Source organism: Nonomuraea endophytica (assembly GCF_014203235.1).
GTDB lineage: Bacteria > Actinomycetota > Actinomycetes > Streptosporangiales > Streptosporangiaceae > Nonomuraea > Nonomuraea endophytica.
In genome coordinates, this window is sequence record NZ_JACHIN010000001.1 from 1,267,261 (window position 1) to 1,294,258 (window position 26,998).

The 26,998-nt window shown below is 69.9% G+C and carries 25 protein-coding genes; 11 read left to right on the plus strand and 14 right to left on the minus strand.

Features of this window, described 5'->3' with window-relative positions; genetic code table 11:
- Positions 1-24: 24 nt before the first annotated feature.
- The 5 genes from HNR40_RS06050 to HNR40_RS06070 all read right to left on the minus strand — a co-directional run bounded on the left by HNR40_RS06050 (position 25) and on the right by HNR40_RS06070 (position 4,221).
- Positions 25-402: a DUF742 domain-containing protein gene (locus tag HNR40_RS06050; protein ID WP_184958921.1), complete on the minus strand. Its 378-nt coding sequence runs from the start codon at positions 400-402 to the stop codon at positions 25-27.
- A complete protein-coding gene (locus HNR40_RS06055) occupies positions 399-2,555 on the minus strand; it encodes a sensor histidine kinase (RefSeq protein WP_184958922.1) in 2,157 nt (718 codons plus the stop codon). Before HNR40_RS06055 ends, HNR40_RS06050 begins: the two co-directional genes overlap by 4 nt.
- 63 nt (positions 2,556-2,618) lie before the next feature.
- Positions 2,619-3,275: a DUF998 domain-containing protein gene (locus HNR40_RS06060; RefSeq protein ID WP_184958923.1), complete on the minus strand. Its 657-nt coding sequence runs from the start codon at positions 3,273-3,275 to the stop codon at positions 2,619-2,621.
- 86 nt (positions 3,276-3,361) lie between these two features.
- Positions 3,362-3,610 carry a hypothetical protein gene (locus HNR40_RS06065; RefSeq protein ID WP_184958924.1) on the minus strand — a complete coding sequence of 83 codons (249 nt, stop codon included), beginning with the start codon at positions 3,608-3,610 and terminating at the stop codon, positions 3,362-3,364.
- A gap of 101 nt (positions 3,611-3,711) precedes the next feature.
- Positions 3,712-4,221 carry a VOC family protein gene (locus HNR40_RS06070; RefSeq protein WP_184958925.1) on the minus strand — a complete coding sequence of 170 codons (510 nt, stop codon included), beginning with the start codon at positions 4,219-4,221 and terminating at the stop codon, positions 3,712-3,714.
- Between the two features lie 78 nt (positions 4,222-4,299).
- Between HNR40_RS06070 and HNR40_RS06075 the strand changes: the two genes are divergently transcribed.
- The 3 genes from HNR40_RS06075 to HNR40_RS06085 all read left to right on the plus strand — a co-directional run bounded on the left by HNR40_RS06075 (position 4,300) and on the right by HNR40_RS06085 (position 6,352).
- Positions 4,300-4,758 carry a MarR family winged helix-turn-helix transcriptional regulator gene (locus tag HNR40_RS06075; protein ID WP_184958926.1) on the plus strand — a complete coding sequence of 153 codons (459 nt, stop codon included), beginning with the start codon at positions 4,300-4,302 and terminating at the stop codon, positions 4,756-4,758.
- A gap of 42 nt (positions 4,759-4,800) precedes the next feature.
- Complete coding sequence (locus HNR40_RS06080) at positions 4,801-4,989, plus strand: hypothetical protein (RefSeq protein ID WP_184958927.1); 189 nt, start codon at positions 4,801-4,803, stop codon at positions 4,987-4,989.
- Positions 4,990-5,125: 136 nt separating this feature from the next.
- Positions 5,126-6,352 (plus strand): FxsB family cyclophane-forming radical SAM/SPASM peptide maturase, encoded by a 1,227-nt coding sequence (locus tag HNR40_RS06085; protein ID WP_312896199.1) that lies wholly within the window; start codon positions 5,126-5,128, stop codon positions 6,350-6,352.
- Here HNR40_RS06085 and fxsT read toward each other — a convergent pair.
- Positions 6,349-8,853, minus strand: coding sequence for an FxSxx-COOH system tetratricopeptide repeat protein (gene fxsT / locus HNR40_RS06090; RefSeq protein WP_184958928.1), 2,505 nt, complete (start codon positions 8,851-8,853; stop codon positions 6,349-6,351). The genes HNR40_RS06085 and fxsT overlap by 4 nt on opposite strands.
- A gap of 288 nt (positions 8,854-9,141) precedes the next feature.
- Here fxsT and HNR40_RS06095 point away from each other — a divergent pair, with 288 nt between their 5' ends.
- Both HNR40_RS06095 and HNR40_RS06100 read left to right on the plus strand, forming a co-directional pair.
- Positions 9,142-9,318, plus strand: coding sequence for an FxSxx-COOH-like cyclophane-containing RiPP peptide (locus tag HNR40_RS06095; RefSeq protein WP_184958929.1), 177 nt, complete (start codon positions 9,142-9,144; stop codon positions 9,316-9,318).
- Positions 9,319-9,556: 238 nt separating this feature from the next.
- On the plus strand, positions 9,557-11,524 hold the full coding sequence (locus HNR40_RS06100) for an nSTAND1 domain-containing NTPase (RefSeq protein ID WP_376773456.1): 1,968 nt from the start codon (positions 9,557-9,559) through the stop codon (positions 11,522-11,524).
- Here the strand turns inward: HNR40_RS06100 and HNR40_RS06105 are convergent.
- The 6 genes from HNR40_RS06105 to HNR40_RS06130 all read right to left on the minus strand — a co-directional run bounded on the left by HNR40_RS06105 (position 11,485) and on the right by HNR40_RS06130 (position 20,155).
- Positions 11,485-13,302 carry an MFS transporter gene (locus HNR40_RS06105; protein WP_184958931.1) on the minus strand — a complete coding sequence of 606 codons (1,818 nt, stop codon included), beginning with the start codon at positions 13,300-13,302 and terminating at the stop codon, positions 11,485-11,487. The genes HNR40_RS06100 and HNR40_RS06105 overlap by 40 nt on opposite strands.
- 184 nt (positions 13,303-13,486) lie before the next feature.
- The gene (gene ligA / locus HNR40_RS06110) at positions 13,487-15,574 is read right to left on the minus strand and encodes an NAD-dependent DNA ligase LigA (RefSeq protein ID WP_184958932.1); all 2,088 of its coding nucleotides are present in this window, start codon (positions 15,572-15,574) and stop codon (positions 13,487-13,489) included.
- A 47-nt stretch (positions 15,575-15,621) separates the two neighbouring features.
- Entirely contained in the window at positions 15,622-17,565 is a 1,944-nt protein-coding gene (locus HNR40_RS06115) for a GTP-binding protein (protein ID WP_184958934.1), read from the minus strand.
- Positions 17,566-17,699: 134 nt separating this feature from the next.
- On the minus strand, positions 17,700-18,533 hold the full coding sequence (locus tag HNR40_RS06120; RefSeq protein WP_184958935.1) for a CDP-alcohol phosphatidyltransferase family protein: 834 nt from the start codon (positions 18,531-18,533) through the stop codon (positions 17,700-17,702).
- On the minus strand, positions 18,514-19,590 hold the full coding sequence (locus tag HNR40_RS06125; protein ID WP_184958936.1) for a CU044_5270 family protein: 1,077 nt from the start codon (positions 19,588-19,590) through the stop codon (positions 18,514-18,516). The genes HNR40_RS06120 and HNR40_RS06125 overlap by 20 nt, the downstream gene beginning before the upstream one ends.
- Complete coding sequence (locus HNR40_RS06130; protein ID WP_312896200.1) at positions 19,583-20,155, minus strand: RNA polymerase sigma factor; 573 nt, start codon at positions 20,153-20,155, stop codon at positions 19,583-19,585. The genes HNR40_RS06125 and HNR40_RS06130 overlap by 8 nt, the downstream gene beginning before the upstream one ends.
- Before the next feature lie 169 nt (positions 20,156-20,324).
- On the opposite strand from HNR40_RS06130, the gene HNR40_RS06135 reads away from it, so the two are divergent.
- Positions 20,325-20,726: a hypothetical protein gene (locus tag HNR40_RS06135; protein ID WP_184958937.1), complete on the plus strand. Its 402-nt coding sequence runs from the start codon at positions 20,325-20,327 to the stop codon at positions 20,724-20,726.
- Between the two features lie 17 nt (positions 20,727-20,743).
- On the opposite strand, the gene HNR40_RS06140 is transcribed toward HNR40_RS06135, so the two are convergent.
- The gene (locus HNR40_RS06140; protein WP_221339930.1) at positions 20,744-21,376 is read right to left on the minus strand and encodes a TetR/AcrR family transcriptional regulator; all 633 of its coding nucleotides are present in this window, start codon (positions 21,374-21,376) and stop codon (positions 20,744-20,746) included.
- A 93-nt stretch (positions 21,377-21,469) separates the two neighbouring features.
- Here HNR40_RS06140 and HNR40_RS06145 point away from each other — a divergent pair, with 93 nt between their 5' ends.
- Together HNR40_RS06145 and HNR40_RS06150 are read left to right on the plus strand one after the other, a co-directional pair.
- Positions 21,470-22,669: an FAD-dependent monooxygenase gene (locus HNR40_RS06145; protein ID WP_184958938.1), complete on the plus strand. Its 1,200-nt coding sequence runs from the start codon at positions 21,470-21,472 to the stop codon at positions 22,667-22,669.
- Between the two features lie 281 nt (positions 22,670-22,950).
- Complete coding sequence (locus HNR40_RS06150) at positions 22,951-24,072, plus strand: epoxide hydrolase family protein (RefSeq protein WP_184958939.1); 1,122 nt, start codon at positions 22,951-22,953, stop codon at positions 24,070-24,072.
- Positions 24,073-24,314: 242 nt separating this feature from the next.
- Here the strand turns inward: HNR40_RS06150 and HNR40_RS06155 are convergent, their stop codons facing one another.
- Entirely contained in the window at positions 24,315-24,776 is a 462-nt protein-coding gene (locus tag HNR40_RS06155; RefSeq protein WP_184958940.1) for a nitroreductase/quinone reductase family protein, read from the minus strand.
- 137 nt (positions 24,777-24,913) lie between these two features.
- On the opposite strand from HNR40_RS06155, the gene HNR40_RS06160 reads away from it, so the two are divergent.
- The 3 genes from HNR40_RS06160 (at position 24,914) to HNR40_RS53490 (ending at position 26,968) form a co-directional block, all read left to right on the plus strand.
- A complete protein-coding gene (locus tag HNR40_RS06160; protein ID WP_184958941.1) occupies positions 24,914-25,564 on the plus strand; it encodes a TetR/AcrR family transcriptional regulator in 651 nt (216 codons plus the stop codon).
- 182 nt (positions 25,565-25,746) lie between these two features.
- Entirely contained in the window at positions 25,747-26,049 is a 303-nt protein-coding gene (locus HNR40_RS06165) for an ArsR/SmtB family transcription factor (RefSeq protein WP_184958942.1), read from the plus strand.
- A complete protein-coding gene (locus HNR40_RS53490; RefSeq protein ID WP_221339931.1) occupies positions 26,039-26,968 on the plus strand; it encodes a YbaK/EbsC family protein in 930 nt (309 codons plus the stop codon). Before HNR40_RS06165 ends, HNR40_RS53490 begins: the two co-directional genes overlap by 11 nt.
- Positions 26,969-26,998: the final 30 nt, after the last annotated feature.

Sequence of the window (26,998 nt, forward strand, 5' to 3'; positions counted from 1 at the left end):
CGCCTCTGCGTTATCCCAGGATTTCTACAAGGCCTTGAGGCCGCTGATGACCTCTCTGAGCAGGTTCTCCGTCGGAGAGCCCACCTTGCCCAGCGGCTGGCGCACCTGGACCAGCCCGTGGTCGATCAGATCGCCCAGCAGCACCCGCACCACGCCGACCGGCAGGCCCAGCTCGGCCGCCACCTCGGCCACCGGCGCGCCCCGCCGTTGCGAGATCTGCCCCAGGAGCCTGCGGTGCTGCGTGCTCAGCTCCGCCTGCGCGGGCACGGGCAGCCCGGTCGCGGCCACCGTCGCCAGCAGGTCGAGAGCCGCCGAAGAGGAACGCGTGCGGCCGCGGGCCACCGCGTACGGCCGCACCACCGGCCCGGCCTCCTCATCCACCCACTCGTCCTCGCGACTCACGATTCAGATCCCCCGTCCTTCTCGCTGTCCTGGCGTCCGCGCTGCCAGCCTGACTGCAGCGAGGAGAGCAGCGCCCTCGTCTCCTCGGGCGAGCGTTCCTCCGTCTGTTCCTGTCTTACCCGTTCGTCGGCCTGTTCCTGCTTCCCCCGTTGCGGAAGATTTGCCTGCCTTGTACGGCGGGGCAGTTCCGTGTTTTTCGTCGTCGTCCGCGTACGGCGCGGCAACCCGGTCTCGGTCGTGCGCACCACCGACACGGAGACCGACTCCAGCTCGGGCGGCGCGTCGGCCACCGTGGGCAGCGGCTCGATCAGCGACGTCGGCAGGAGCACGATCGCCGTCGTGCCGCCGTAGGGAGAGGGCTTGAGCGTCACCACCGCGCCGTGCCTGGCCGCGAGCATGCCCACGACCGCGAAGCCGAGCCGCTCGGTCTGCGACGGGTCGAACTCCTGCGGCCTGGCCAGCCGCTCGTTCACCGCCTGCCTGGCCTCCTCCGGCATGCCCAGGCCGCGGTCCTCGATCTCGACGGCGAAGCCCCGGCCGACCAGTTCGCCGCGGACCGAGACCTCGTTGCCCGGGGAGGAGAAGGCGGCGCCGTTCTCCATCAGCTCGGCGAACAGGTGCATGAGGTCGGCGACCGCGGCTCCGGCGACGCCGCACTCGGGCATCGGGTAGACGCGGACCCGGGTGTATTCCTCGACCTGGGCCGCGGCTCCGCTCAGGACGTCCTCGACCGGGATGGTGGAGCGCCACCTGCGGCCCGCCGTACCTCCTGACAGGAGCACGAGGCCCTCGGCGTGGCGGCGCATGCGGGTGGTCAGGTGGTCGAGGCGGAACAGGCGCTCCAGGGCCTCCGGCTCCTCGGTCTGGCTCTGCATCTCATCCAGCAGCTTGAGCTGGCGCTGGACCAGCGACTGGCTGCGGCGGGCCAGGTTGCGCAGCGCCTCGGCGATGCCCTGGCGGAGCCTGGCCTGCTCGACGGCGGCGTCGATCGCGGTGCTCTGCACGCTGTCGAAGGCGGCGGCCAGGTCGACCACCTCGCTGGTGGAGCCCGCCTGCACCGCGACGGGCGGCGCCTCGGCGACCAGGTCGACGCTCTCGCCCTTGCGCAGGCGGCCGACGAGCTCGGGGAGCCTCAGCTCGGCGAGTTCCAGCGCGCCGCGGCGCAGCGTGGCCAGCTCGCGGGTGATCCGGCGGCCGACCCGGACCGAGACGATGATGGAGAAGATCACGGCCACCAGGCCGAGCACGCCCGCGGCGACGGCCCGCAGGATGATGGCGTATCCTGCGGGCTCCATGCGGGCCAGCAGCGCGTCGCCGTTCTTCCAGACGGCTTCGTCGTAGCCCTTGATCACCGGTTCGGCGACGCCGCGCCAGAGCTCGACGTCGTTCTTGCCGCCCGCGAGGTAGCCGGTGACCATGCGGTCCAGGACCGTCGTGTCGACCTTCTGGAACGGCACCCGCGACGCGGGTTCGAGGTCGGCCATCGCCCTGGGGTACTGGTAGGACCTGGCGCCGTCGAGGCGGGCCAGCAGCTGGCGGTCGGCCTCCGACGGCGCGCCGGCGGCGGCGACGATCAGCGCGTGCTCGCGGTTGAGCAGTTCGCGCACCTGGTCGGCGCCGATGAGGCCGCGGGCCTGCTGGTAGAGCTGCAGGTCGGTGCCGAGGGCGAACGCGGCGTACAGCCGGTGGACGGAGTCGGAGATCTCGCCGTAGGCGGCGATCAGCTCGGCCGGGGTCGCGGAGCCGCCGTCGACCAGCCGCCGGGCGTCGGCGAGTTCGCCGACGGCCGTGAGGGTCTCCTTGAGCTGGCGGGCCATGTCGGGGCTCAGGGCGGCGACGGTGTCCTCGGAAGAGGCCTGCTCGGTGAAGGTCTTGCGGGCCTTGTCGGTCCTGGCCCGGCTCGCGGCCAGCGCCGCGGGGTCGCTCTGGTTTCCGGCCACCTTCTCGGCCGAGGCGAGCCGTTCCTGCTGAAGGGCGCTGACCAGAGTGTCGGCATGGTCGATCGCGCCGCGCCACAGAGTGTCGATCTTCAGCAGGTTGAGTGCGTCACCGGAGGTGGTCCCAGCGGCGAATCCCCAGAGCCCCACGAGGGAGACCAAGGGGATCACGAGCAGCGCCGAGATCTTGAATCGGATGGATCTGCCCGATGTCATGACACCTGCTCCCGGTTAGAAGATCGCGGGAGAGGATAGCACCGAAGTAGTAGGCGATTATGATCAATTCGTGAGAAACTTGTGATATGTCAGGATTTGGACACGCTTTCCCCAGGCCAGCCTGACCAACCACGCGGCCAGAACCCCTAGCACCGCGACCTCCGCGCCCAGCAGCACGCGCTCCACGAGCCCGATCAGCACCCGGTCGCCGGGCATCGCCACGTAGGCGATCGCCAGCACGCCCAGCCCGCCCGCCAGGGCCAGCCACTCCATGGTCCGCGCGATCGGCTTCCACCGGGCGTCGGCCGAGAACCTCGGCACGAGCAGCGCGGCCGCCGCCGGCAGGCTGACGAACGCCGCGACCGAGACGTAGCGGTGGATCAGCGCCGTCGTGCTCATGTCCATCCCGATGGGCGTGGTCGGCACCGCCGCGGCGACGATCAGCGCTCCCGACCACACCCCCAGCAGCCACTGCGGCAGCCCCTTGATCGGCGCCCCCGCCGCCCGGAGCCCCGCCAGCAGCACGAACGACCCCAGCCCCAGGATCGCCATCCCCAGCTCCGTGACGCCCCCGCGGTCGGCCACGGCGTACTCGCTGACGGTCACGTTCATCGGGTCCAGATACGGATCGGGCACGATCTGGCCCACGACGACGGCGATCACCGAGAAGGTGATCGCCAAGAACGCGATGTGGGGATAGAACCTCTTTACTGCGGCCATATCTCAAGACTGCCCGGAGTGGGCCAGCGCAGGCATCGGGCCATACCCCTGACCTGACCCTGATCCCGTCTCAGGGATTCCCGGGGTCAGCGGTCGCGGTCGTCAGGGCCGCCTTCGATGAGGTGGTCCATGACGCGCTCGATGGCCTCTCCCACCGGGCGCAAAATGTCGGCCGCCGCGTTGACCAGCGGCGCCACGATCTCGGTCAGCTCGTCGAACAGGTCGGGCTCTTTGGTCTCCGGAGGCGCCCAGCGCATCGAGTCGGCGCTCATCGCCTCCCAGTCGTCGACCACCCCGTCGATGACGTCGACGATGTGCTCAGGGTCGCTCTGCATGACCTTCTCCCGGGCGGGTCAGTCTCTTATGGCCACGGTAACCCGGAAAATGGCAAGTTCGAGGAAAGTGTCCGTAGCGTCCTGGGGACCTGGCCGCTCCTCTACGCGGGGATGGAGACGCCCACGCCGCCTCGGGTCTGCCCGCCGTACCTCTCGATGTCCTTGGCGAGGTCGAGCGGGCGGATGCCGGAGCGGGCGGCGATCACCTCGTCGGTGATGAGCGCGGCGGGCAGCAGCCAGGAGACCTCGAACTCCAGCCCGTCGGGGTCCTTGGCGTAGAGCGCCTTGGTGGTGGAGTGGTCGGAGGCGCCCGCGAGCGCGCCGAGCTCGCTCAGCTTGGCCGCGATGCGCCCCAGCTCGTCGAGCGTGTCGACCTCCCATGCCAGGTGATAGAGCCCGACGGAGGTACGCCCGGCGGTCGTGGGACCGGCCTGCGCGCCCATCTGGAACAGCCCGAGATCGTGGTCGTTGGTCGAGCCCGGCGCCTGCAGGAAGGCGGCGCCCGGCATCTCCATGACGATCTCGAAGCCGAGCGCGCCGCGGTAGAAGGCGACGCTGCGCTCGACGTCGCGGACGTAGAGCACCGCGTGGTTGAGCCGCTGGACCGGCATGACGATCCCTCCTCGGAAATTTGAACTCTCAAGCAAAGATACCCCGGCTTATATGAGAGTTCAAGTAAACTGACCGGCATGACCCGATGGCTCGACGACGAAGAGCAGCGCATCTGGCGCAACTTCCTGGCCACGACCCAGCTCGTCAACGAGCGCCTGGACCGCCAGCTCCAGCGCGACGCCGGCATGCCGCACACCTATTACATGATCTTGGTGGCCCTCTCGGAGGCGCCGGGCCGCTCCATGCGCATGACCGACCTCGCCCACCGGGCCCAGTCCTCACAGAGCCGCCTCTCCCACGCCGTGGCCCGCCTGGAGGAGCGCGGCTGGGTCCGCCGCGCCCCCTGCGCCGACGACCGCCGGGGCAACATCGCCGTCCTCACCGACGACGGCTTCGCCGCCCTGGCCGCCGCCGCCCCCGGCCACGTCGAAGAGGTACGGCAGAGCCTGTTCGACGCCCTCACCCCCGCTCAACTCCACACCCTCGACGAGATCTGTACGGCGGTGCGGAGCAAAACTGTCGGCGGCTCGTCGTAGCGTGACCCCGGGGAAAATCTGTCGACGATGAGACGGGGTCGCATGCAAGACACGGACGCAGCGCTGTTCCAGGCCGTTCACGGCATCGCGGGCAGCCTGGCGGGCCAGCCGGTGCCGGTGGTGATGGAGGCGCTGCTGCGGCAGTTGCCCAAGGCGCCCGGCCTGGAGATCTCGGAGATCCGCAGGATCGCCGAGGAGATCAGCGTGGGACGTGATCCCTCGGGCCTGTGAGACCCGCGGGGCATGCGGCCGGCCGGATCTCCGGTCGGCCTTTGCTCGTTCGTGAACATGAGTTTGCCGCCCCCTGAAACGGGGCATACCGGGGCCAATCTCTGCGCTCTAATCTCATCCGTGGGAGCTGATCAGCGTGGGAGAAGGCGCGGGGGACATCATGCCCGGCGAGCGCGAGTGGCCTGGGCCGCTCGACGTCCAGGGTCTCCTCGAATCCGGATGGCGTCCCACGCCGTTCCGGCAGTTCATCGTCAAGCTTCACAGCCGCTGCAACCTGGCCTGTGACTACTGCTACGTCTACGAGATGGCCGACCAGGGCTGGCGCAGCCAGCCGAGGCGGATGGCCAAGGCCACCATCGACCGCGTGGCCGCCCGCATCGCCGAGCACGCGTCCAGCCACGGCCTGAGCGGAGTCGAGGTCATCCTGCACGGCGGTGAGCCGCTGCTGGCCGGCGTCGAGCACACCCGCTACGCGGTCACCGCGCTGCGCGCCGCCCTCGGTGAGACCGAACTGGTCCTGCGGGTGCAGACCAACGGCGTCCTCATCGACGAGGCGTTCCTGGAGCTGTTCGCCGAGCACGAGGTCTACGTCGGCGTCAGCCTCGACGGCGACGCCGAGGGCCACGACCGCCACCGCCGCCGCTCCTCGGGCCGCGGCACCTACGACGAGGTGCGGGCCGGCATCGAACGCCTGGCCGCCCCCGAATACCGCCACCTGTTCAGCGGCCTGCTGTGCACGCTCGAACTGGCCAACGACCCGGTCAAGACCTACGAGGCGCTGGTCGAGTTCCGGCCGCCGATGGTCGACTTCCTGCTGCCGCACGGCAACTGGGAGAGCCCGCCGCCCGGCTGGTCCGACACCGTCACGCCCTACGGCGACTACCTGTCCGCCGTCTTCGACCGCTGGTACTCGGCGCCGGAGCGGGAGACGCAGATCCGGCTGTTCAGCGAGATCATCCGGCTGCTGTGCGGCAGGACCTCGCGCAGCGAGGCCATCGGGCTCTCACCGGTGGCCGTGGTCGTGGTGGAGACCAGCGGCGCCGTCGAGCAGGTCGACACGCTCAAGTCCGCCTACGACGGGGCCGCCGGCACCCTGCTCCACGTGCTCAAGGACTCCTTCGACGCGGTCCTGACCCTCCCGGCGATCGCGGCGCGGCAGATCGGCATGCGCGCCATGTCCGGCGCGTGCCTGTCCTGCGACCTCGTCCGGGTGTGCGGCGGCGGCCTCTACCCGCACCGGTACCGGCCCGGCAGCGGATTCCGCAATCCGTCGGTCTACTGCCAGGACCTGTACCGGCTGATCTCCCACATCCGGCGGGTGATGGTCGAGGACGTGTCGCTGCTGTCGCAGCCCCGCGCCTAGATCGGCGGCGGGTCGAAGTCGCAGTCGAGATGCCGGCCCTCCATCGCCACGACCGCGTCGCGGTGATCCAGGCCCAGCGTGTCCCGGTAGCGGTCCATGGTGTCGGCCGACAGGATCTCGGCCTTCTCCGTCTGGCCCGACTGCGCGAGGTCCACGACCAGGTTCGCCGAGGCGGCCAGCGTCGTGGGATGGTCCTCGCCCAGCAGGCGGCGCAGCCGTTCGAGCGCGTCGGTGCCCAGCTTGCAGGCCTCCTTGAGCTCGCCGAGCATGGCCAGGTCGCTGGCGAGGTTGACGGCCACCGTGAGCGTGAAGTGGTGGTCGCGCCCGACCCGCTGGTCCAGGCCCTCCATGGCGCGCTCGTTGAGCCGGCGGGCCTCCAGCGGCTCGCCGCGCACCCGGTACATCAGCGCCACGTTGCTGGCGCAGCCGTAGTTGTAGGGATGCTCGGGGCCGTACAGCTTGGGGTAGCGCTGCATCGTGTCGTTGGCCAGGTCGAACGACTCCTGGATGAGGCCGTTCACGCGCAGCGCGTTGGACAGGCACGTCGCCGCGGCCAGCGTGCCGGGGTGGTCGAGGCCGTACAGGCGCACGTACCGCGCGTGGACGTCCTGGGCCAGATCCAGCGCCCGCTCGTGCTCGCCGTAGCGGTGCAGGGCGATCGACAGGTCCTTCTGCGTCAGCAGGACGCGCGGGTGGTCGGCGTCCAGCAGTTCGCGGCCGAAGGCCAGGGCGTCCTCGCCGAGGTCGCAGGCCTCGCTGTAGAAGCCGCACAGCCGGACCGACCGGCCGAGACCGGCCCACAGGTTGAGCTGCGTGATCCGGTTGACCGCGTTGCCGCCCGAGCGCAGGGCCTCCTCCAGCAGGGTCCGCGAGCCCAGGTAGTCACTGGTCAGGCCGTAGTCGAGCGCCAGGTTGTTGACCGCGCGCAGCGTGCTCACATGGTCGGCGCCGAACACCTTGCGGTGCAGGCGCACGGACTCGGTGTCGTGGTCGCGCGCCTCGGCGAACAGCCCCTGGGCGCGCAGGTCCGCGCCGATGCCGTTGAGCAGGACCAGGCTGTCGGGGTGCTCCACGCCCACGTTCGCCTGGATCTTCGCCAGCGTCGCGGTGTTGAGCCGGTGGGCGTCGGTGTACTGGCCCATGCTGCGCAGCAGGTCGCCCTGCACGCGCCGGGCCCGCAGCACGTGGAGGTCGTCCGGGCCGAACTCGTCGGTCCACTTCTGCAGGAACGTGTCGAGGTGGTCGCGCAGCCCCTGGTGGTTTCCCGAGGCGTTCAGGTAGGTGAGCACGTTGAGCGCGAATCCCCGCACGTCGTCGCGGACGCTGTCGGCCAGCCTCGCCGGTTCGAGATGGGCCAGCAGCGCGTCGTACGTCACCCAGTCCGTCGGGTTGTCCGGCGACTCCGGCGCCGCGCCCACCAGCAGGGAGTGCACCTCAGAGCGGATCTCCTCCTGGGTCCCCGCCTCCAGTTCCTCGCGCAGCAGCGCCTGGATCAGCCGGTGGACCTGGAGCGTGGTGGGCCTGGACGGCTCCGACTCGATGCGCACCAGCGCGTACTTGCCCAGGCGCCTGATGGCGGTGCCCAGCCGGATCGGGTCGGCCAGCAGATCGGCGATGACCGGGCGGACCGGGCCCTCGACCGAGGCGAAGATCGAGCGCGGGATCGGCTCGGGACCGAAGAAGGCGCAGCAGCGCAGCAGCTCCATCGCCTCGGGCAGGTTGTCCTTGAGCTCGTTCACCGACAGGCTCCACGCCGCCGTCATCGGCAGCGGGTACTCGCTCGGCTTGCCCTCGCCCAGCAGGATCGCGGTGCGCTCGGTCAGCATGCGCAGGTAGTCGTCGGCCGACATGCCGGTCTCGGTCTGCAGGGCCGCCGCCTGCTCCAGCGCCAGCGGCAGGTCACCGAGCGCGCCGGCCAGCCGGTCGGCGTCCTTCTCGGTGATGGAGCGCCGCATGCGCTTGATGAAGAACTCCACGCTCTCCGGACGCGGGAAGACGTCCACGGCCACCGTCTCGTACAGGCTGGCCCAGCGGTGGTTGCGCGAGGTGATCAGGACGTTGCCTGCGCCCTGGGGAAGGATGTCGTTGATGTCCTCGGGCTCGTCGGCGTTGTCGAAGATCAACAGCCATCGGTCGTACGGCTTGCCGCTGCGCAACGTGTCGAGCACGGAGTTGGCGGCCTCCTCGATGCCCGTCGTGGTCGGGTCGGGCAGGCCCAGCTTCGGCGCGAGCTGGGCCAGCGTGGACCGGACCAGGCCGGGCTGGTCGGAGGGGATCCACCAGACGACGTCGTACTCGCCGCGGAAGCGGTAGGCGTACTCGATGGCGATCTGGGTCTTGCCGACGCCGCCGAAACCCTGCAGGGCGTGCGGGACCACGGCCGTGGTCTTCTTCGTGATGCTGGAGCGCAAGCTGCCCATGAGCTCGTCGCGCCCGGTGAAGTTCGTGTTGCGCGGGGGGACTTTCCAAACCTCAGGAAAGCCGCCGGTCGCCCCCCGCATGATGGGACGTTCCGAATCGGTCACGCGCTCCGCCCTCCCGTCCGCAGAGAATGGACAAGCAAGGAAACGATAGCGCAACGCCGGTGGGCGGACAGGCTCAGTGACGGCCCTATCCGCACATTCGGCGTCGCAAAAAAGGCCTTGCGTTTGTGAAGGGTATACCGCGGCCCGCGAATGTGATACATGCCAGTTGAGAACATTCACCGGAACGGCCGCGCCGGGGCGGAAGGAGTGTGATCCGGGCGGCGACACAGCAGGCCGTATGCAGGCGTCGATAGGGGAATGTCAGTGCGACCACAGCTTGCCGAGCACCGCAGCGATTTCGTCGATCTTTCCCTGCTCTCCCATCCCGACCTGGACCGACTCGGGGACACGGTCCTCGCGCAGGCCCTACGTGAGCTGCTCGAACCTGATCTCGAAGAAGGGGAGGGCTTCGCGCGCTTCGACAACAGCACCGCTCTCTAGCGGATCTCGAAGCACCAAAGTCGTCGGACGTGCATGCCTAATAGGCGATTTCGGCCACCCAAATCGAGCTCTTTCGAAATCGAGGAATTGCCGTATTATTGCGGAACCCCTTGATGGGCGTGCCGCGACGGTGAGAGGGTTTCGGTCTCGCCACAATCGGCAGCATCGTCGCCAGGCGACAGCGGCGCGATCTCAAGGCGGTTGATCCGTACCGTCCTCCATGAGCGAGGTCTGGCTAATGACAGCTTTCTCAGCGGTTCCCGCAGCTCCACGCGGACCATTCATTGGAGCGCGGCCTTTCGAAGCCCACGATGAGATGCTGTTATTCGGACGAACCGAAGAGGTCCGAAAACTAACCCGGACATGGCAGCAGCGCCGGCTGACGATCCTCCATTCCGACGCCGGCGCGGGCAAGACCTCGCTGCTGCGCGCGGGCGTTGTGCCGGCCCTTAAGGCGGGCAACGCCCACGTGCTCCCCATCGGCCTGACCGCGCCCACCCGCGTGTGGCCGGTCGCCGCGCTGCCCGACCACAACAGGTACGTGCTCGCCCTGCTGTCGTCCTGGCACGCGGCCAACGCCCACACCCACGTCCCGGGCCTGTCCATCGACGACTTCCTGCAACGCCGCGAAGAGGTCGACCGGCAGGGCCGCCCCGCGCCGACGCTGGCCGCCATCGACCAGGTCGAGCTGTTCCTGCGCCCGGCCGGCGACAACGAGCACGAACGCTGCGCCTTCCTCAGCGAGCTCCTCGCCACCGCCGCCAAGCGGCCCCGCCTGCGGCTGCTGCTGTCGGTGCGCACCGACTACCTCGACGAGCTGCTGCGCGTGGTGAAGGGCTTCGCGGACCTGCAGTACGAGGAGTTCGCGCTCAGCCCCTTCACCCCGGAGGCCGCCGCCGAGGTCGTCCGCCGCTCGATCGAGAGCTCCGGCTACCGCCCAGCCCCCTCCCGCACCCGCGAACTGCTCGACGAGCTCCGCACGATCAGGGATGCCATGGGCCGGCCGCACCGCCCCGTGTCCACCGTCGACCCGATGCTGCTCCAGGTCACCGGCACCCGGCTGTGGAGCCGTCCGCCCGGCCAGGACCACCCCATCGCGCGGATGGAGGACGAGGTCGACGCCGCCCTGACCGACTACTGCTCGGCCACGCTCGCCTCGATCGCCGCCGACTTCGAGCTGCTGCCCGCCGCCTTCCACGCATGGCTGCACCAGACCGTCGTGTCCGGCGTCGCCCGCAAGCTCGGCTCGTCCGAGCGGATCACCGCCGCCGTCGTGCGCTCCCTGGAGGACCGCCACCTCATCAGGGCCCCGCAGAAGTACGGCCTGCGCATGTACATCCTGCGCCACCCGAGGCTCATGGCCCCCCTCAGACGGCTCGATCCCGGCCTGTGGCCCCGCCCCGCCCTCGGCACCGCGGACCGGCTGCGCGCCGCCATGGAGGCCGCCTTCGACGGCGAGCCGGAACGCGCCAGAAGCCTCGCCCGCAAAGCCGCCGAAGCCTGCTCCCCCGACGAACTGCGGGCCGGCGCGGCCATCGAGTCGCTGCTCGGCAGCATCGCCTACGAGCAGCACCGGCTCAACGAGGCCGCCGACCACTACCTGCGCGCCTGCGAGCTCTACGAGGCGCTGCGCGACAACACGGCGGTGGGCTGGCTGCTGGCCGCGGCCGGCCGGGTCGCGCTCGACCAGGGCAGGCAGCGCCAGGCCACCGGCATGTTGCGCGCCGCCGTCGAGCGGGTCCCCCATGACGTCACCCTGCAGACCAGCCTCGGGCAGAACTTCTGGATGGCCGGGGAGCCGCAGGCGGCGCTGGCCGTACTCAACAATGTGATCAACCGCGAGGGCAACGTGCCCGAGGCCAGGCGCACCCGCGGCGAGATGCTGGCCGACCTCGGCGACGCGGAGTCGGCGCTGCGCGACATCGGGCAGGCGAGCAGCCGCTGGCCGCAGCCGTCGGCCCGCGCGGCCAGGGCGCTGGCGCTGGCGACGCTGTCACGTACGGAGGAAGCCGACAGGGAGCTGGCCGGCGCGGTCGCCGACGCCGGTGACAGCGGCCCGGTCTATCTGCGCGCGGCCAGGGTCCGCATGATCTCCGGCGACTCCTCGGACGCGGCCAGGTACGCCGAGCTGGCGATCCTGGCGATCCATCCTCCGCTGCCGCCCCATCAGCACGGCACGGCCAGGCGCCTGTCGGAGGAGCCCTGAACCAGCTCGTCATGGTCGCCGTCATCACCGCGTGCGCCGCCGTATTCGGCGCACTGACCGGCTCGCTCACCGCGGTCCTCACCGAGCGGACCCGCTCGCGGCACACCCGGCTCGCCGCGGCCGAGCAGCGGGCCGACGACCGGCGGGACGCCCGCGATCGCGAGCTCAGGGAGACCTTCGCCACCACAGCGGAGGCCGTGATGAACCTGGCGCTGAACGTCGAGTACGCGCAGCAGCTCCGCCGCGGCGGCACAACGCGCTTCGACCCCGCCGATCTCGCCAAACAGGTCTGGCAGGTCAGGCACGACACCGTCGCCGCCAAGACCGCGATGGCCAGGCTGCGGCCGCTGTGCCCGCGCGAGTGCCACGCGCGGATCGAGGCTCTGGGTGAATCGCTCAGCTGGGCCGCGGCGCACGGCGAGCTCGAAAGCCCCAAAGGGATCGCGCAGCCGGTCCGCTCCCGCCTCGAGAACGAGCTCTACGCCCTCAGCGACGCGGTCTTTCCACAGCGCGGCCCACACCCGGACCCGGACGAGCAGCCCCCAGGCGAGCGAGCCGTATGACACCGCCAGCGCCAGGACCAGGATCACGCCGGCGACCATGACGACCGCCGCCTTGGTGCCGAGCCCCGCGATCACGTACCCGGCGGCCAGCGCCCCGAGCGGCACCGCCCCGCCGGAGAAGAACCGGCTGACGCTGACCACCCGCGCGTGCAGGTGGACCGGCACCTCCCTGGCGTAGTGGACCGACAGCGCCACGTTGAGGCACGCCCCGGTGAAGCCGATCCCGGCCCACGCCATCGGCAGCAGGACGGCGACGTAGAGCACCGAGCCATGGTCACTGACCGCCAGCGCCGCGCACAGGAACAACCACGCCCACACGCAGATGACGATCACCCTGCGCGGCTGCCGCCCGGTCAGAAACCGCGGCGCGACCAGCGACCCGAGCACCCCGCCGAACCCGGAGGCGGCGATCAGCACCCCCGTCAGCCAGTACGGCAGCGCCTGCGCGTGAGCCAGCAGCACCAGAGAAAGTCCGACAATCTGGAAGAAAAAATTAGCAAGAGCGCAAACAATCACCACAAGGAACAGGAACGCATCACCACGCAGAAAGCTGACGCCTTCCCTCAAATCACTCGTCATGGCGGATCGATGCGTCACCGGTGGCTTGAATGCCTTCTTGTCCATTTTCAGGAGGAAGAAAGCGGAAAGGGCGGAGGAGACCGCATCCAGGAGAAACGGCAGTCCGTGCATCAGATCGAACAGCAGCCCGCCGAACGGCCGCCCCAGCAGCCCCGCCCCGTGGATGCGCGCCTCGTTGCGCGACACCGCCTTAGGCAGGCTCTCCTCCGGCACGAGCCGCGGCACCACCGCCAGCTCAGCCGTGGAGTAGAACACCGCGCAGACACCCTGCGCGCCGGCGACCAGAGGCAGCAGCAGGGTCACGTCGCCGCGGCTGAACACCCCCACGACCAGCACCACCGCCAGCGCCATCTGCAGGAACGCGCTGATCACCATGATCGCCCGGCGGTTGGACCGGTCGACGATCACCCCGGCGGGGAGGTAGAGCAGCAGGCGCGGAAGCGTGCCGGCGGCCGTCACCCAGCCGGCGAAGACCGGCGATCCGGTCTGCGCGAGCGCGAGCAGCGGAGCGGCGAGGGTGGCATTGACGGTGCCGAACTGGGAGAAGGCCGAGCCGGTCCAGAGCAGCCGGAAATCACGTTTCCAGGCGGAGTCGCGAGCGGTGCCGGACTGTACGCCTCTGGTGCTGTCGGCCACCTCAATCCCCGCTCCAGGTGCAAAACGCCACATTTGCCGTAAAAGTGCCCCTGGAGCGTGATTACGCAGCGGCCCAAAGACGTAGCGCCCCGATAGACGGGCGTCAATCTACTGTATTCCCGGAGCCCTTGGGAACTGGTCTCTCCCCCTGGCAAACCCCTTTCATCAGATTGGGAACTGCTCCCTACCCCGGGTAAACCCCTTCCACCAGAGCGGCAAACTCCTCCGGCGACATGACCCGCACACCCAGTGATTCGGCCTTGGTCCGCTTGGAACCCGCCTTCTCCCCCGCCACCAGCAACGACGTCTTGGCCGACACGCTCGACGACGACTTGCCGCCCGCGCGTTCGATCAGCTCGTTCATCTGGTTGCGCGACAACGACTCCAGGACCCCGGACATCGCCCCGGTCACCACCACCGTCATTCCGGACAGCGGCCCCTGCTCGCCCTGGCTCTCCTGCGCGCCGTCTTCCGCGGCGGCGCTGGGCGGGGTGGCGCCGGGCTCGGTCATGTTGACGCCCGCCTGGACCAGCTTGTCGATCAGCGGCGCGAGCTCCAGGAGCTCGGCCACCACCACCGGCGCCTTCTCCGGGCCGATGCCCTCGACCTGCTGGATCGCCTCGGCGTCGGCGGCGCGGATGGCCTCCATCGTGGCGAAGTGCCGGGCGATGCGGCGGCTCATCGAACGGCCGGTGCCGCGCACGCCCAGCGCGCAGAAGACGCGGCTCAGCGGCCTGGACTTGGCCTGCTCGATGGCGGCCAGGAGGTTGTCGGTGCTGGTCTCGCCCATCCGCTCCAGGCCGAGCACCTGCTCGCGGGTCAGGAAGAACAGGTCGGCGAAGTCGGTGATGAAGCCGGCGTCGAGCAGCTGCTGGATGCGCTGCTCGGCCAGGGTCTCGATGTCGAGCTGGTCGCGGCCGGCGGCGTACTGGATGGAGGCGATCGCGCGGCAGGCGCGGCCCCGCACGCAGCGCCAGCGCTCCTGCGAGGCGTCGATCGCGTCGCCGCACGACGGGCAGACCTCCGGGATGGCGATCGGCTGCTCGTCGCCGGTGCGCAGGTGCACGACGGGGGCCTCGACGCGCGGGATCACGTCGCCCGCCTTGTAGACGACGACCGAGTCGCCGAGCATCAGGCCGCGGCGGGCGATGTCGGCCGGGTTGTGGAGGGTGGCGTAGGTGACGACGGAGCCGTCGAGCTCGACCGGCTCCAGCACGGCGCGGGGCGCGATGATGCCGGTGCGCCCGGTGTTCCACTCCACGGCGATCAGCTTGGTGATCTTCTCGGTGGCGGGCAGCTTGTAGGCGATGGCCCAGCGCGGGGCGCGCGAGCTGAAGCCCGCCGCCGCCTGGTCGTCTGCCAGGTCGCACTTGATCACGATGCCGTCGATGCCGAAGGGCAGCTCGGCGCGCGCCGCGGCGATCTGCTCGACGCGCTCCTGAACCCGCTCCAGGGTGTGCGCGACGACCCCGGCGACCGAGGTGGCCGCCGTGGTCTGCACACCTTGGGCGGCCACCCACTCCATGACCTGGCTGTGCGGCAGCTCGCGCAGACGCACGGCCAGCTCGGAGACGTCATCGGGGGTGGGCAGCGCGCCGTAGCCGAAGAACGTCAGCTCGCAGGTGTAGGGCCGGTCCTGGGCGCGCAGGGTGCCCGCGGCGGCGCTGCGCGGGTTGGCGAACGTGGTGCCGTCGTGGGCCTGGCGCTTGGCACAGGCGTCCTCGAACTGCGCCGCGGTCATCATGACCTCGCCGCGCAACTCCACCGTGACCGGCTCGGCCAGCCGCTCGGGCAGCCCGACGATCGTGCCCGCGGCGTGGCTGACGTCCTCGCCCGCGGTGCCGTCGCCGCGCGTGATGAGCTGGACCAGGCGGCCCCTGCGATAGCGGGCGGCGATCGCCAGGCCGTCGAGCTTGGGCTCCACGCTCCACTCCGCGACCGGCCTGCCGATCCTGCGCTCCACCGAGGCGGCCCACTCGGCCAGTTGCTCGGCGCCGAAGACGTTGTCGAGGCTGAGCATGGGCACGCTGTGCGGCACGTCGCCGACCACGGCGCCGCCCGCCACCTTGCCCGTGGGCGAGTCGGCCAGCACCTCGTCGGGATGCTCCTCCTCGTAGGCCACGATGCCGCGCAGCAGCCGGTCGTAGGAGTCGTCGTCGAGCGTGGATGTGCCGTCGGCGTAGTAGGCCGCGGAGGCGTCGAGAGCCAGCTGCACCGCTTCCGCGTAGGCGGCGTGGTCGGCGATGAGGGTGAGGGGAGGCGCGTCGCTCATGGGTTCATCATGCCGTTCGCCACCGACATTTCCACGCCCTGAGCTGCTCAGACCCTCCGTTCCACGTGGAGCAGGTACTCCTTGCGGTTGAGTGGGTTGTGGTCGGTGCGCTCGCGTTCGGGTGGCGGGCCGGAGACCTCGTGGTGGCGTTCGAAGGAGCTCTCCAGCACGCCCTCGCCGCGGGTGAGCGCGGGCAGTTGCTGCTGCAGCTCGTGCACCCTGGCCGCGGGGATCTCTCCCTCGATCACGCCCTCGCCCTGTGTCCTGGGCACGGCCCGCAGCCGCGCCAGCAAGGGCAGCACCGGCCCCAGCGCGTCGGCCGGGATCTCCAGCCGGAAGCGGTGCAGCGGCTCGCACACCCGCGTCCCCGCCCGCCTGAGCGCGCTCATCAGCACCAGCGGCGTCAGCCCCCTGAAGTCGGCCCCGGTGCTCGACATGCTCTTGTCGAAGCTCTGGTGCGCGTGGCTCTGGCGCGGGTAGTAGCCGGAGTGCGTCATCGTGACCGTGCAGTCCACGACCTGCCACCCATGGAGCCCCTGCCGGAGCGTCTCGTGGACGGTGTCCTCGACCGCCTTGAAGAACGCGTACGGCATGTCGCCCAGCGAGATCCCCAGCCGGAACTCCACCCCGCTGCCCACCGGCGCCGGGTCCACCCGCAGTCCGACCGTGGCCAGAAAGGGGTTGGGGGCCTTGGCGATGAACTCGACCGCCGAGCCGGCGCCGGACGGGCGTTCGACGCAGATCGTGGTGGTTTCGCGGAAGGTGACCGCGAGGCCGAACTCGTCGGCCAGCGTGGCCTCGATGACCTCCTTCTGCACCTCGCCGTAAAGGGACAGGAAGATCTCCTGGCGCAGGTCGTCCTGGCGCAGGTTGATCAGCGGGTCCTGCTCGGCGAGCTGGGCGAGCGCGGCGCGCAGGGCGCCCTTCTCCGAGGGGCGGTCGGGGATGACGACCGTCTCCAGGGAGGGCGGGGCGAAGTGGTGGGCGTCCGTGCCCGGGGCCGGCTCGCCTATGCGGTCGCCGATCCTGATGTCGTCCAGGCCCCAGAGCTTGGCGATCTGGCCCGCGCGCACCTCCTGCCTGGGGACCGCGGCGCCGCTTTCGAAGGCGGCGACGGCGGTCACCTTGCCCTCCTGCTCGGTGCGGAAGGGCAGTTTGTCGCGTACGCGCACGGCGCCGGTGAACAGCCGGGCGTAGGCGATCTTCTCGCCGGCCGGGCCGCGTTCGATCTTGAAGACGGTGCCGGAGAGCGGGGCGTCGGGCGCGCCTTTCGCCGGCGGGAGCAGTTCGCGGATGCCGTCGCTCAGCTCGTCGACACCCGCGCCGGTGATGGCCGAGCCGAAGAAGACCGGGTGGACCAGGGCGGCGGCGGTCTGGGCCGCCAGCGCGCTCCGCAGGCGGTCCTCAGGGACGGCGTCGGCCACGTACGCGGCCAGCAGGGCCTCGTCGTTGTCGGCCAGCACGTCGGCTCCGCCGTACATGCGATGGAAGGAGGCGGCGGGGGTGCCGAGGTCGCGCGCGGTCCCCAGCGGGATGGCGGCGGGGGTGAGGCGTTCGGCGATCTGGCGCAGGACGGCGTCGGTCCTGGCGCCGCGGCGGTCGATCTTGTTGACGAACAGGATCGTCGGGATGCGCAGGCGTTTGAGCGTACGCATGAGCACGCGGGTCTGGGCCTGCACGCCCTCCACGCCGGAGATCACCAGCACGGCGCCGTCGAGCACGCTCAGCACCCGCTCCACCTCGGCGATGAAGTCGGGGTGGCCGGGGGTGTCGATCAGGTTGACGGTGACATCGCCGATCGCGAAGGACACGACCGCGGACTTGATCGTGATGCCGCGGCGGCGTTCGAGAGCGAGCGAGTCGGTCTGGGTGCTGCCGTCGTCGACGCTGCCGATCTCGTCGATGACCCCGGCGGCGTAGAGCAGCCGCTCGGTCAGGCTGGTCTTACCGGCGTCTACATGCGCCAAAATCCCCAAGTTGAGCATTCTCACGAAGCGTCATGTCCCTAGAAGAGGTGAAAGTTACCTTTTGTGGAAACATGTACGCTTCGCGCATCTTGGGGCTCCTTGAGCTGGGCGGCCGTCCGTTCGAGTAGAGCAGACGGCCACCCCTACCCTCAACGCAATTAACCCCCTGCTCTCATGCCGGACAGCACCTTGGTCAGGTCACGCGAGGACAGCCAGAGCTTGTACATGATCGCCACCTCGAAGACCAGCAGCAGCCCGGCCGCGGCCAGCGTGACCGGCACGACCAGCCCCAGCAGCGGCCCCACGATGAACACCGCCATCTGGAACTCGATGCCGCTCATCAGGTGCGTGCGCACCCGGTGGTCGCGCAGCCAATCGCGCGCCACCAGGTACCAGGAGAACCGGCTGCGGAAGCCGCGCTGCAGATCGATCAGCTCCTCCGGCTCCACGTGGTGCTCCTCGTCGTGCTCTTCGTCCGGGCCGCCGATCGCCTCGTCGAGCTGGCGGCGCATCGCCCGGCGTACCTTCGCCACCTGGAAGGCGTCGACGTAGCGCAGCATGTCGAGGAAGACCACCAGGATGCCGAGGATCAGGTAGAGGTCCTGGCCGGTCAGCCGGTACTGCCCCCACATGAGCGCCACGGCGCACGCCAGCACCCGGATCCGGTCGAAGACGTAGTCGAGCCAGCCGCCGAAGACCGTCCCGGTCCCCTTGAGCCGCGCGATCTTGCCGTCCACGCAGTCCAGGACGAAGCTCAGGTGGTACATGACCGCCCCGGCCGCCAGCCAGCTCCAGTCGCCCATGACGAAACAGGCCGCCGACCCCAGCCCGAGCACGAACGCCGCCCACGTCACCTGGTTCGGGGTGATCGAGGTGCGGTTGGACGCGGCCACCACCAGCCGCCCGGCCAGCGGATCGACGAGGAACACCGTCCACCACGCGTCGCGCGGCTTGTACGTGCGCTCCCTGACCTCATTCAGCGTGAACGCCATCGCTCCCCCAGTCCGGTTCCTCGTCCGTCCAGCCGATCTGCTGGTAGGCGGTGAAGGAGCTGACCTCCACGCTCTGGCCGTCGGCCAGCCGCCCCACGCCCTTGGTCTCGTTGGCCAGCGGGAAGCCGCTGTCCGGATCGACCACGAAGCGGGCGTCGCTGACCTGCCCCTCCGGCCGGTTGACCTGGTAGCGCAGCGCCTGTCCCGTACGGCCCAGCGGATCGGTCACCTCTCCCTCCGCCGTCATCCCCGGCAGCGAAGCCATCACCTGGTACGCGGAGGCGCGCACCTCCGGCGAGACCGGCAACCCGGACAGGATCTCCATGCAGCTCTTGCGCAGCCGCGAATCCAGCTCCCGCGGGCTGACCGCCCCGATCCTGGCCTCCAGGTACGAGCGCAGCGGCGCCGCGCCCGCCGGGATCCGGTTGACCTCGTCCCAGTCGACCGGCTCCTTCGGCGCTCCGCCCACCCGCGCCCCCGGCGCCGACTGCACGGTCTCGCCCGCGCCGATGAAGCCCATGCCGGTGACGTCGTCCGGGTATCGCCAGCTCACCGGGCCGCCCGCCGCCTGCCAGGCCAGTTTGTCCTTCTCCGTGGCCGGCCTCGCGCCCAGATATTGGTTGAACGACCCGCTCCGCCCGCCCGCCGCCCGGGTCAGCCAGGTCTCGCTGGCCGAGTCGCGGCGCAGCACGTACCCGCGATCAGGGCTGACGATCAGCTTGCCGGTCACCGTGCGCGCCCGCCAGTAGTCGCCGTCCGACGGCGTCCTGGCCATGGCCGTGGCGGCGGCGAGCAGGATCTGTCTGGCGGTCGGCGCGGTGGAGGCGGTGGTCGGGTCGGGGGTCAGCAGGACCAGGTCGTCCGAGGGCATGATGACCGCCACCCCCAGCGCCGTGGCCAGCGCGGCCGCGACCATGCCGGTACGCAGCGGCGTGACCCACCTCCTCGGCCGGCGCGACAGCTCGTCACGCAGGCGCGCGCGACCCTTGTCGGCCGTCTCCCGGGTGGGACCCGGAGCGGAGAGCAGATCGCGCACCGCGGTCAGGTCGTCATCCATCGGACCCTCCGATCATGGGATTGGTGCCGCCCAGAGCCGCGCGCAACTTCTTGCGGGCCCGGTTGAGGCGCGATCCGACCGTCCCGAAGGGAATGTCGAGCACCTGGGCGACCTCCTCGTAGCTGAGATCGGCCAGCGCGATGAGCAGCAGCACGTCACGGTCCCCATGGGACAGGCGCTCCAGCGCCGACGCGAGCCGCCCCTGTGCGTTCGCGGCGGCGACCCGCGTGGTCACCCTGTCCTCCGGGCCGTCGTCGGCCAACACGTCCACCGGGGCGCGCTGGAAGGCGGACAGCCGGCGGGTCTCACTCCTGCGGTGCTGGGCGAGGAGCTTGGTGGCGATGCCGTACAGCCACGGCCGTACGGCTCCGCGGGCCGCGTCGTAGCTCCGCCTCTTCCTGAAGGCGACGAGAAACGTCTCGGCGGCCAGGTCGTCGGCGATGTGCGGGCCGAGCCGGCCGGCGAGATAGCGGTAGATCTCGTCGAAGTACCGGTCGTAGAGCACCGCGAACACGTCCGGGCGGCGCCACGACTGCTCGATGAGTGCCGCGTCATCGACTGTCACAGGCACGTCCGGGGGAGCGGCCATTCGCATGGTGTCCCTTCTGTGGGTTACACCTGGTATTCCGCCGAACCCCCGATTCGCCTTCACGCTTTTTTCATAGAAATTTCATAGCATGCCCGCTTTGGCCCTTGGGGCGAACAAAGATCCAACCCCGGGCGTCACACCCGGCATGACACTTCACCGGATCATCACGATCGCCGGAACCGTCGCCGCCCTCACGCTCACCGTGGCCCCCGCCGCCTCGGCCGCCACCGGGTACGGCAAGCGCTGCGTCGCCCCTCCGACCGCGAACGTGGACCACGGCGCGGCCGTCATGAAGGTCACCGCCAACCTCAAACGCGGCCCCTACCAGGGCCCCCGCTGCGCCACGATCACCAAGCTGGCCAAGGGCACCACCCTGTACTTCCAGTGCTGGACGACCAACGAGTACGGCAACAGGTGGGTCTACGCCCGGGTCAAGGGCACCCGGACGAACGGCTGGATGTCGATCGACAACATCAAGCTGGCCGGCGGCGACATCTTCCTCAAGAACTGCCCTACTGCTCGTGCCATGCCGCATGGGCGCGGATGACGTACCGACGATCCGGTTCATGCCAGGTCGGTGCGCGTGACCTCCGGGGCGGGGAGGGGGCCGGCGCCCGGGTGGGGGCGCAGGCCGTCGAGCATGAGCGTGAGATAGCGGTCGGCGCCGGCGGGGGTGAGGTCCTCTCTCAGGCCGGGCATCGGCCGTAGAAGCAGGGCCATCATCATCGACAGGTCGGCGGTGCCGACGTCGTCGCGCATCATGCCGTCGGCCTGGGCGCGCTGGACCAGCCGGTCGAGGATCTTCAGCAGGGTCCCGCGCAGCCGGAGGTTCTCCGGGTCGTCGCGGAGCGCGGCCCACGTGCCGGCGAAGCGCATGGCCAGGCCCGCGGCCAGGCGCAGGTCGCCGCCGGCCTGATGGACGAACCGCGACAGCGCCGTCCAGGCGTCCGGCTCCTCGTCCTCGGCCGCCCTGGCGATGGCGATCACGCGATGGAAGCTGTCCAGGGCCACCCCGCGGATCAGCGCGTTCCGGTTGGGAAACCGCCGGTAGAGGGTGCCGGTGCCCACGCCGGCACGCCGGGCCACCTCCTCCATCGGCACCTCCGCTCCGTGCTCGGCGATGAGGACGTGGGCGGCCGCGATGATCTGCTCGCGGTTCATGCGGGCGTCGGCGCGCAGCTTCGGGTCAGGGTTCACGACAACAGTATATGTGGGAGAAACTACTCCGCTTGATGTAGCTTAAGTGGCGGATCTACTTTCACTTATTGGCTGACCCTGACGGAGGCACCCATGCGAGTCCTGATCTCCGGCGCGAGCATCGCCGGTCCCGTGCTGGCCTATTGGCTCACCCGCTTTGGCCACGAGGTGACCGTGGTGGAACGCGCGCCGCAACCGCGCAAGACCGGCGGTCACTCCGTCGACCTGTGGCGCCCGGCGCTGGACATCGTCGAGCGAATGGGCCTCCTCTCGGCCGTCCGGCAACGGTCCATCACCACCGAACGCACGCTCGCCTACCGCCCCGGCGTCCGCCGTCCCGCCTCGATCGACAACACCAAGATCTTCACGGCCGTCTCCGACCGGCACCTCGAGATCATGCGCGACGACCTGAGCGAGATCTTCTACGACGCCACCCGCGACACCACGGAGTACGTCTTCGCCGACTCCCTCGCCTCCATCTCCGAAAGCGGCGACGTCACCTTCGAACACGGCCGGCCACGACGGTTCGACCTCGTGATCGGCGCCGACGGGCTGCACTCCACCGTCCGGCGCCTGGCCTTCGGCCCCGAGTCGCGGTTCACCGACTGGGTCGGCGCCTACCTCGCGGTGGCCTCGGTGCCCAGGGACATGGCCCGCGACGGCGTCATCATCGCCCACTTCGACGTCGGCAGGACCGCGATGATGTACACGGCGCCGCACCTGCAGGACGCCCGCGTGCTGTTCCTGTTCCGCACCGAGCGTCCGCTCGACTACCACCACCGCGACGCCGACCGGCAGAAGACCCTGCTGCGCGAACACTTCGCCGGCCACGTCCCGCGCTGGCTCGCCGAACTGGACCAGACCCCGTCCTTCTACTTCGACTCGATCACCCAGGTCCGGCTCGACACCTGGTCGCGAGGGCGGGTCGCCCTGGTCGGCGACGCCGGCCTCTCGCCCGGCCCAGCGATCGGCGCCAGCACCAGCCTGGCGGTGCTGTCGGCGTACGTGCTCGCCGGCCAGCTGGCCGAGGCCGCAGGCGACCACGTTCGCGCGTACGCCGCCTACCAGAGCGAGCTGGAAGAATTCGTCCAGCGAAGCCGCGCCTTCGCGCGCGGGATGGCGAAGACCCTGCTGCCCTCGAACCGGCTGGGCCTGTCACTGCTGGTGAACGGCACCGAACTGGCCACCCGCCTGCCCAGCGGCATGACCCGGTGGCTGGCCACACTCAACTCCGGCGGAGTGCGGCTGTTCGACACCTTCCCCGTACGCGACTACCAGCCCCCCACCCCCTGACCGAACCGGCGCCCGGATGCCCGGCGCCTACAGCAGCGGCCGGGATTCGGTTAGATGCCGCCCGCGGATGGGCACCTCTACGACACCATCGACATGGCCACCCTGGATCTCGGCCTCGCAGCCCCGCGCTCGCGGCACTCCCCTGGCCGGACTCGACCTCAGCCTGTCCCGGCGCCCTACCGCCGACCGCCGCCTCGAACCCGACGCCACCCGAGGGAGCCCGCGATGACGATCCACCCGCATCTGATCCGATAACGCCTTGACCAGTAGGGAGCCTTGCCATGTCCGCCGAGCCGTTCGAGGTCAGCATCACCGAAGCCGAGATCGCGGACCTGCGTGAACGACTGCGACGGACACGGTGGCCCGAGCGCGAGCCGGTGGACGACTGGTCACAGGGTTTGCCGCTGGCGTATGCGCAGGAGCTGTGCCGCAGTTGGGCCGAGGACTACGACTTCGGGTTCGCCGAGCGGCTGAACGTGTTCCCGCAGTACCGCGACACCATCGACGGGCTGGGCATCCACTTCCTGCACGTCCGCTCGCCGGAGCCGGACGCGTTCCCGCTCGTGCTCACGCACGGCTGGCCGGGTTCGGTGCTCGAGTTCCTGGAGGTCCTCGGCCCGCTGACCGACCCGCGCGCGCACGGCGGTGACCCGGCGGACGCGTTCCACGTGGTCGCGCCGTCGTTGCCCGGGTACGGCTGGAGCGACAAGCCGTCGACGACCGGGTGGGGCATCACTCGCACCGCGCGCGCCTGGGACACGTTGATGGTCTCGCTGGGTTACGAACGGTACGGCGCGCAGGGCGGTGACTGGGGTTCGGCGGTGTCCGCGGCGCTGGGTGAGGAGGCGCCCGAGCGGGTCGCCGGCGTGCACCTGAACCTGGGATCCGTCGCGGCGGGCACGTTCGACGACCCGACGCCCGCGGAGCTGGCGAATCTCGAGGCCGAGAAGGAGATGCGGCGCACCGGCCGGGGGTACTCGGCGATCCAGGCGACCCGGCCGCAGACGCTCGGCTACGGCCTCACCGACTCCCCGGCGGGGCAGGCCGCCTGGATCGCCGAGAAGTTCTGGGCGTGGACCGACAACGACGGCCATCCCGAGGACGCGTTGTCGCGGCAGACGATCCTCGACGAGATCTCGGTCTACTGGTTCACCGCGTCGGCCACGTCGTCGGCGCGCCTGTACTGGGAGAGCTTCGCCCACTTCCGGGACAAGGTGACCGCGCCATCCGGGCTGTCGATCTACCCGCGCGACATAACCCGCCCGTCGAGGCGGGAGGCCGAGCTGCGGTTCACCGACCTGCGCTGGTTCGAGGAGCTGCCGCATGGCGGCCACTTCGCCGCGCTGGAGCAGCCGGAGTCGCTGGTCGAGCAGGTACGCGGGTTCTTCCGCCTGTTCCGCTGACTGCCCGTGCCCGGGTTACCGGCAAATCACGTTGTGGGGCGGCGCAATGGGGCGAACGTTGTCCGATTCGGCGGCGGGTTGCCTTGGACTCTCAGTAGTCAGCCATGTGAGGCAAGTAAGGTTGGCGCGTCCGTACCTCGGGGTCAGGCGGCAGGTTCCAGGGCGACCGCCTCCTCGGCGACGGCCGAATTGCCACAGCTCAGGGATGTATCCGGTGGATTTCGCCCCTTGTTACCGGCCCCCTAGGGGGCTGGGCTGGTGAGCTGGATCGTCACCATCACGGTGCGCCCGGCCGCCCGCGCGACGCTGTGGGGGTCCGGTCGGCCGGTGGGGTCGCGTCGCACCCCGTAGTACTTGGAGTCGCGGGGCGTGCGTCGCAGGAAGCCCAGCAGGCTGTCGGCGACGGCCTGCTCGTCGGTGACCGGCTCCGCGATCCCGTGGAGTCGTCGGCGTTTGACCAGCATGGTCACCGGGGCTCCGCCGCGGAGGTTCTTCCACCAAGCGCTGTCGGTGTAGCACGTGATCGTGTCGCCGTGGCGTTCGTAGCGGACCGGGAAGGTGTAGGCCCTGCCGGTCTTGCGCCCGGTCAGCGACAGGATCATGGTCGCGCCACTCATGACGCGGTGCAGGGGCGAGCGCAGCAGGGCCCGCACCACGAGATTGGCGGCCGGTGACACTGTCGGGGGCGTCTTGGCTGTGGTCATCAACGCTATCGCCTTCGTTTGATTCCGCAGGTCGGCCATATGGTCAGGCGCGACGGCACGCCGTACAACCGAATGCTCATTCGGTTAGTGGGCAGGCTACGTACCGAATGGCCATTCGGTCAACTAGGCTGGCGTCGATGACGACCCAACGGCCCGCCCCGAGGAGGCGCCGGCTGTCCGCCGAGGACCGGCGGCGCCGGATCCTGCAGGCAGCCATGGCGGTGTTCGCCCAGCGCGGCTACCACGCGGCCTCAATGGCCGAGATCGCCGCCGATGCCGGCATCGCCGCGTCGGTGATCTACGACCACTTCCCGTCCAAGGCGGACCTGCACGTCGCCCTGCTGGAAGGGCAGGCCGCTGAGCTGCTTCAGTCCACCCAGGCCGCCGTCGCCGCCGCGCCCGCCGGCCTCGCCCCGCGCGTGCGCGCCGGCGCGGACGCGTTCTTCGCCTTCGTCGAGCGACATCCCTACGCCTGGCGGATGCTCTTCCGCGACCCCCCGGGCGAGCCCTCCGTGGCCGCCTGCCACGACCGGATCCACCAACAGGCCACCGACGCGATCGTGGCGTTCCTGAAGTCCCACGCGCCCTCCGCGCACGGGCGGCCCGAAGGCGACCGCGCCATCGAGATGTTCGCCCAGATGCTCAAGATGGCCCAGCACGGCCTCGCGGTCTGGTGGTACGAGCACCGCGACACCCCCCGCGACGAACTCGTCGACCGTCTCCTCGACTTCTGCTGGACCGGCCTCCAACGCCACCTGCCACCACCCACCGACACCGCACCGCGCTGAAACCCCACCCCGTCGACAAGGCCCGGCACTCGGGTTGCCGCAGGCCACAGCGGCTGCAGTGCCCGACTCCGGGCGTTCGGGGATGAGTTCGGCGCTCACCACCCGACAACGGTGGATGGTTCGTCAGCCGAGCAACGGCCGTCGCTCTAGACAGGTAGTTAGCTAATTGCCATAATGCCTTTGTGTTGGACGTGGATCTTGTGAAGGCGCTGGCCAGCGACAAGCGTTTGCTGATCTTGGAGTGGCTGCGCGACCCGGAACGCCATTTTCCGCCGCAGCGTGACGGCGATCTGGTGGACGACGGGGTCTGCTCGTTGTTCATCGCCCAGAAGCTGGGGGTGAGCCAGCCGACCTGCGGTGAACATCTCAAGGTGCTCGCACAGGCGGGGCTGGTGCGCGGCAAGAAGATCAAACAGTGGGTGTTCTACCAGCGCGATGAGGACCGCATCGGCGAGGCGAAGGAGTTGCTGAGCGGTGAGTGGTGAGTCGAGCGGCGCCGTCGCCGCGCCCCAGAGTCTGGACGCAGGACTCTACGAGCGGTTGATCGCCGATCTGGAAGCAGCTGGAGCGCGCTACCGCCTGATCGACCACCCGCCCGAGGGCCGCACCGAGGTGGTCAGCGCGCTGCGCGGACACGATGTCGCGCAGGCCGCCAAGTGCCTGATCGTGATGGTCAAGATCGGCAAGAAGCGGACCAGGTACGTGCTGGCCGTGGTGCCCGGAGATGCCCGCCTGGATCTACACGCGGTCAAAACCCTGCTGGAGGGCAGCTACGCCGCCTTCGCCGAGCGTGCCAAGGCCGAGGAACTGGCCGGCAGCGTCAGCGGCACCGTGCTGCCCTTCAGCTACCACCCCCGGCTGGAGGTGATCGCCGATCCGGCACTGCTGCGAGCACCGGAGCTGTTCTTCAACGCCGCCCGGCTGGACCGCTCGATCGCCCTGGCCACCGACGACTACCAACGCCTGGCCGCCCCTCGCCTCGCCCCCATCACCGCTGTGCAGCTTCGAGAGCCTTCCGCCAGGAGGAAATCCATGTCACAGAGCGACTACGCCATTCACTACCAGCCCCTGTTCACCACCCTGCAGACCATGGACGTCCAAGCGTTGATCGACCAAACCGACGACCCCTGGTACAACCAGACCCTCATCCAGGTGGGAGACGTGCTGGTCCGGCTGGGTGTCATGCAGGGCGAGTTCCACTGGCACAAGCACGATGAACAGGATGAGTTCTTCTTCGTCCTGGACGGACTGTTCCATATCGAACTGGAGCACACCGACACCGTCGAACTCGGCCCGCGGCAAGCGTTCACCGTTCCGGCGGGAATGCTGCACCGTCCCGTCGTCCCGGTCCGCAGCGCCGTCCTGATGATCGAAAAGGCCGGTGTCATCGCCACCGGCGACTGACCCCCGCCATCCTGAACGCCCAACTGCCGC

What these genes read in the sequence shown, in the direction of transcription:
- ligA (WP_184958932.1), bottom strand. Translation starts at nt 15,574, where the DNA reads ATGAGCGACGCGCCTCCCCTCACCCTCATCGCCGACCACGCCGCCTAC.
- HNR40_RS06150 (WP_184958939.1), top strand. Translation starts at nt 22,951, where the DNA reads ATGTCCGCCGAGCCGTTCGAGGTCAGCATCACCGAAGCCGAGATCGCG.
- HNR40_RS06080 (WP_184958927.1), top strand. Translation starts at nt 4,801, where the DNA reads ATGCAAGACACGGACGCAGCGCTGTTCCAGGCCGTTCACGGCATCGCG.
- HNR40_RS06155 (WP_184958940.1), bottom strand. Translation starts at nt 24,776, where the DNA reads ATGACCACAGCCAAGACGCCCCCGACAGTGTCACCGGCCGCCAATCTC.
- HNR40_RS06125 (WP_184958936.1), bottom strand. Translation starts at nt 19,590, where the DNA reads ATGGATGACGACCTGACCGCGGTGCGCGATCTGCTCTCCGCTCCGGGT.
- HNR40_RS06075 (WP_184958926.1), top strand. Translation starts at nt 4,300, where the DNA reads ATGACCCGATGGCTCGACGACGAAGAGCAGCGCATCTGGCGCAACTTC.
- HNR40_RS06060 (WP_184958923.1), bottom strand. Translation starts at nt 3,275, where the DNA reads ATGGCCGCAGTAAAGAGGTTCTATCCCCACATCGCGTTCTTGGCGATC.
- fxsT (WP_184958928.1), bottom strand. Translation starts at nt 8,853, where the DNA reads ATGCGGGGGGCGACCGGCGGCTTTCCTGAGGTTTGGAAAGTCCCCCCG.
- HNR40_RS06100 (WP_376773456.1), top strand. Translation starts at nt 9,557, where the DNA reads ATGACAGCTTTCTCAGCGGTTCCCGCAGCTCCACGCGGACCATTCATT.
- HNR40_RS06120 (WP_184958935.1), bottom strand. Translation starts at nt 18,533, where the DNA reads ATGGCGTTCACGCTGAATGAGGTCAGGGAGCGCACGTACAAGCCGCGC.
- HNR40_RS06135 (WP_184958937.1), top strand. Translation starts at nt 20,325, where the DNA reads ATGACACTTCACCGGATCATCACGATCGCCGGAACCGTCGCCGCCCTC.
- HNR40_RS06160 (WP_184958941.1), top strand. Translation starts at nt 24,914, where the DNA reads ATGACGACCCAACGGCCCGCCCCGAGGAGGCGCCGGCTGTCCGCCGAG.
- HNR40_RS06145 (WP_184958938.1), top strand. Translation starts at nt 21,470, where the DNA reads ATGCGAGTCCTGATCTCCGGCGCGAGCATCGCCGGTCCCGTGCTGGCC.
- HNR40_RS06065 (WP_184958924.1), bottom strand. Translation starts at nt 3,610, where the DNA reads ATGCAGAGCGACCCTGAGCACATCGTCGACGTCATCGACGGGGTGGTC.
- HNR40_RS06055 (WP_184958922.1), bottom strand. Translation starts at nt 2,555, where the DNA reads ATGACATCGGGCAGATCCATCCGATTCAAGATCTCGGCGCTGCTCGTG.
- HNR40_RS06070 (WP_184958925.1), bottom strand. Translation starts at nt 4,221, where the DNA reads ATGCCGGTCCAGCGGCTCAACCACGCGGTGCTCTACGTCCGCGACGTC.